At 43.0% G+C, this 4,437-nt stretch carries 5 protein-coding genes and 1 riboswitch; of the genes, 2 read left to right on the forward strand and 3 right to left on the reverse strand.

Translation table 11 applies throughout. From position 1 onward, the window contains the following. The first annotated feature begins 376 nt into the window (after positions 1-376). Positions 377-1,546 carry a D-alanyl-D-alanine carboxypeptidase family protein gene (locus CAG68_RS15370; RefSeq protein ID WP_017819852.1) on the forward strand — a complete coding sequence of 390 codons (1,170 nt, stop codon included), beginning with the start codon at positions 377-379 and terminating at the stop codon, positions 1,544-1,546. A 212-nt stretch (positions 1,547-1,758) separates the two neighbouring features. After that, positions 1,759-2,166 carry an SPOR domain-containing protein gene (locus CAG68_RS15375; RefSeq protein WP_005373701.1) on the forward strand — a complete coding sequence of 136 codons (408 nt, stop codon included), beginning with the start codon at positions 1,759-1,761 and terminating at the stop codon, positions 2,164-2,166. Between the two features lie 50 nt (positions 2,167-2,216). Here the strand turns inward: CAG68_RS15375 and CAG68_RS15380 are convergent, their stop codons facing one another. The 3 genes from CAG68_RS15380 to CAG68_RS15390 form a co-directional block, all read right to left on the reverse strand. Next, on the reverse strand, positions 2,217-2,690 hold the full coding sequence (locus CAG68_RS15380) for a peroxiredoxin (protein WP_005373699.1): 474 nt from the start codon (positions 2,688-2,690) through the stop codon (positions 2,217-2,219). 126 nt (positions 2,691-2,816) lie between these two features. Beyond that, entirely contained in the window at positions 2,817-3,833 is a 1,017-nt protein-coding gene (locus tag CAG68_RS15385) for an adenosine deaminase (protein WP_005373696.1), read from the reverse strand. A gap of 89 nt (positions 3,834-3,922) precedes the next feature. Then, positions 3,923-4,022, reverse strand: a riboswitch (purine riboswitch). A 237-nt stretch (positions 4,023-4,259) separates the two neighbouring features. After that, entirely contained in the window at positions 4,260-4,400 is a 141-nt protein-coding gene (locus CAG68_RS15390; RefSeq protein ID WP_017633782.1) for a PA3496 family putative envelope integrity protein, read from the reverse strand. Positions 4,401-4,437: the final 37 nt, after the last annotated feature.

Raw genomic sequence — 4,437 nt, forward strand, 5'->3', positions numbered from 1 at the left:
ATATGTTTTCTTGGTAAATAATTAGCTGGGCTTATTGTTGATTGTTTTTGTTGTTTCCTATTTAGATATGGATAAAAGCTCAACTACTTTTCCTATACCAACTTACTCCCTGAATTGGCTTGCGCGCTTTTTCTCCCCTCTAAAAAAACATAGCGTTACGGAATTATTTTCGCTCCTGTTTCATTCTTCAAGACGAAAGCTCTACCTACCTCTCATTATTTTCGACAAACATTGAGTAAAAGTAACCAATCGTAACAAGGTGGCTGTAACTGAGCGCCGTTTCAATATACTCGTTTTTTAACTAGGTAATCCCGCGCTTTGAATTCATTCGGGTACCGTTTGTAAGCCTTAAATGCTACTAAGATAAGATGTCATGATGAGAAAAAGTACTATATTACACACAGTGTTAATTACAGGGTTCGCTGCTGTATCCTCGTTGGCTTATGCTGCGCCTTCAGTTGTGCCAAATGCGCCGGAACTCAGTTCTCGTGGTTATGTTTTGATGGACTTCCATACGGGGAAAGTACTGGTTGAACGTGATGCCCACAAACGTTTAAACCCCGCGAGTTTAACGAAGTTGATGACTGCTTATGTAGCTGGTCAAGAAATTAATACAGGCAATATTACGTTGAATGATGAGGTTGTCATCAGCCGAAATGCTTGGGCAAAAAATTTCCCAGATTCTTCAAAAATGTTTATTGAAGTCAATACTTCCGTTTCTTTGTCTGACTTATACCGTGGTCTGATTGTTCAATCTGGTAACGATGCCAGTGTCGCTATTGCTGAGCATGTTGCGGGAAGTGAATCAGGGTTTGTGAGTTTGATGAATAGTTGGGCCGCCAAGCTTGAATTGTCTAACACGGCATTCACCAACCCTCACGGCCTAGACAGTGACGGTTTATATTCGACACCTTATGATATTGCCAAGTTGGGCCAAGCGATTATTCGTGACTTACCTGATATCTATCCGCTGTATAGCGAAACCTCGTTTACTTACAATGGCATCACTCAATACAACCGTAATGGCTTGCTTCGTGATCGTAGTATGAATGTCGATGGCATGAAAACTGGTTATACAAGCGGCGCGGGTTATAGTCTAGCGACTTCTGCAACACAAGGTGATATGCGTTTGATTGCCGTAGTGATGGGAGCGAAGAGTGAGAATGTTCGTGAATCAGAAAGCAAGCAGCTGTTGAGTTATGGCTTCCGCTTTTACGATACGGTAATGCCGACTGAGGCGGGTGCGGAACTTGCGAAAGCTCGAGTTTGGATGGGCGAAAAAGACGAGCTTACTGTCGGCGTAGCTAACGATGTTTATCTCACTTTGCCAAAAGGAGATGTAAAAAATCTGCAAGCGGAAGTTGAATACAACGGTGATTTAGTTGCGCCAATTTCTGAGCAACAAGTGGTTGGTAAAGTGCTTTACAAAGTCGACGGTAAGGTCGTAAATGAAGCCGAGCTCGTTGCATTGGAGTCCGTGGAGGAAGGCAGTTTATTCAAGCGAATTTTAGACTGGTTTAAGCAATTGGTCGCTAGCTGGTTCTAAACAGTAGCGAACTTCTGTCTATATCACTCTATCTTGTTAATGTTCTATTAAATCAATTTACTAAGGCGACCAACGTGGTCGCCTTACGTTTTTGGAATACTCGTTGCGTTAAAACACAGGCCCTCTTGTAAGGGTGTGTTTTTACCTGACCAAGAGCGTTTTGTGTTTTTGGGTGCGAGAGAAAAGAAACTAGAACAAGAATGGAGTGACACGTGCACAAGATTTTATCTTTGACATTGATTTTATCGCTCATGGGCTGCGCTATGCCTTACCAGCAGGAGGTCGATAGCGGCCAATGTGTTGGAGTCATGACCTCTCAGGATGCATATGGTTATTTAAACCCAAACCATTACACGATGCAGGTACTCGCGCTAAAGCAAGAAAAAGATGTGAAAGATTATATTCGCTATATCGATCCTAAGCATCCGGTTTGGGTTAACTGGAAAAACAGCCGAGGCACGCGTTGGTATACGGTAACTGTTGGTGATTTTAAAACGAAGCAGGATGCCTACAATGCGCTTTCTTCATTACCAAGCCGTGTAAAGCAGTCATCCCCGTTTGTGCTGACTTTTGCGGAAATGCAGCGTAAGCAACAAACGAGTGTTGTGAGAATGCGTTAACCAACAAAAAACGGAAGCGATGGCTTCCGTTTTTGTATTTAGGAGTAAGCTTAAAGCGCCGCTAAAATCGTTTCTGCTTTGCTTGCTTCAAACTCTTTTGGCTCTTCAACGTTTAGCTTAGTCACTGTGCCGTTTTCAATGATCATTGCGTAACGTTGTGAGCGAATACCACCAAAGCCGCCTGTATCCATTTCAAGACCTAATGCTTTAGTAAAGCTAGCGTCGCCATCACCCAACATCAAAATCTCAGAAGCGTTTTGAGCTTCGCCCCACGCTTGCATCACAAATGCATCGTTTACAGAAACGCACGCAATTAAATCAACACCTTTTGCCTTTAGCTCATCAGCTAATACCACATAGCCTGGTAGATGGGCTTCTGAACAGGTAGGGGTGAATGCGCCAGGTACAGCAAAGAGTACGACTTTCTTGTTCGCAAACAGTTCTGTAACGTCGTGGTTCACCATACCATCGGCAGTCAACTCACTTAGAGTTGCAACTGGTAGAGCTTGGCCTTGTTGAATCATGATTCTATTCCTTTTTGTGTGCTAGTTTAGCTTTCTCAGTCTAGCGTTTATAAATGCGGTTAACCACAGAGTTTTTGTAGGGTTTTAATACCTACGCGTTTGGCCTAAGGCGTGGCACTGATGCCTTTATTGCAAAGCTTCGTGCTGGTTTACGTATTGGCTAACAAGGTGACGATATTTCGCCTTTAACTCGTTATCGATAAAGCTGGCATCAATCGCGTTCATTGTAAATTGGGCAAGTTCACTCTTACTCATTGGATGTGCGTTGTTGACGGCCAGAAAGTTATCCGTCATGTAGCCACCAAAGTACACAGGATCGTCTGAGTTAATCGTTACGGCGACACCTTTTCGTAGCAAATCCACAATATTGTGATCTTTCATATCGTCGAATACACATAGCTTAAGATTCGATAACGGACACACTGTCAGTGGCATTTGGCTTTCGATTAAGGATTCAACTAATGCTTCATCATCAACACAGCGAACACCGTGATCCACGCGGCTCACGTAAAGCATTTCAATTGCATCGCTAATATTTTGTGCGGGGCCTTCTTCACCTGCGTGAGCAACGGTAAGTAAGCCTTCTTCTACTGCTTGTTTAAATACGCGCTTGAATTTAGCTGGCGGATGACCTTGTTCTGAAGAATCTAGTCCAACACCAATGATCTTATCACGGTGTTTCAGAATAGCCTGTAGGGTCTCTATGGCGCTCTCTTCTGAAAGGTGACGGAGAAAACACGCAATAATTTGCGAGGTAATGCCAAGTTTTTCGTGACCATCTTTTAGCGCGCGAGCGATTCCATTGATAACAGTGTCAAAGTCTATGCCGCGTTCTGTGTGTGTTTGAGGGTCAAAAAAGATTTCGGTATGAACAACGTTGTCTTCTTTACAGTGCAGTAAGTATTCCCAAGTGAGATCGTAAAAATCTTGCTCCGTACGCAGAACTCCCGCTCCTTGGTAATAGAGGTCGAGAAATGATTGTAAGTCTGTGAACTGATATGCGCTGCGTAGTTCACTCGGAGAAGAGTAAGGGATCTCGATGCCGTTTCGTTTTGCTAATTTGAATAAGAGTTCCGGCTCAAGTGAACCTTCGATATGTAAGTGCAGCTCTACTTTTGGAAGACCTTGAATAAATGCGTTCATATTCCACCTTATGTGTATTGTGGATGCAGTTACTCTAAGAATAGGTATAGATAGAAATAAATCGAACGCTATCACAAAGAGTAAGACCCACGATGATCTCAACTCTTCGTAATCAGCACTTTGCGGGAACTGGTAGAGACCCCCAAACCATATCATTGGGGTTATACGAAGCAAACGAGAGGGATTATACGCAAAAATATCGCTTTGGCTATACGCAAATAACCTAACTGTCATTAGTCACGGGTTTTCCTGTGAGCGAAACGACTATTTGCAAGTCACTTGAGTATAGAGGAGCCAGTTGTTTTTGCGTGTGTGAGAGGCACGTGTAATTAGAAGAGTAGTCTAAAAGAGTGGAGATTCGTTTGAGCAAAGGTAGGTGGCGGTACCTTGCACAACGATAAAGGCAGAGAAAGCACTAGAGAGCATTTATAGATCGAATAACTTATCAAATTCTCTTTGTTCCATAATGTCTTCTATGCGGCGTCGAGTTTTCTGCTTTACCGCCGCCGCGTTTTGTTCAGACTCTTTTTTGTCTTTTTCTGACTGCTTCTTACTTTTTCTAGCCATTGGATACCTTCCAAATTAGTTGCATTATCCATTAATG

The organism is Vibrio sp. V42_P2S4T144 (assembly GCF_009904715.1).
Classification (GTDB): domain Bacteria; phylum Pseudomonadota; class Gammaproteobacteria; order Enterobacterales; family Vibrionaceae; genus Vibrio; species Vibrio alginolyticus.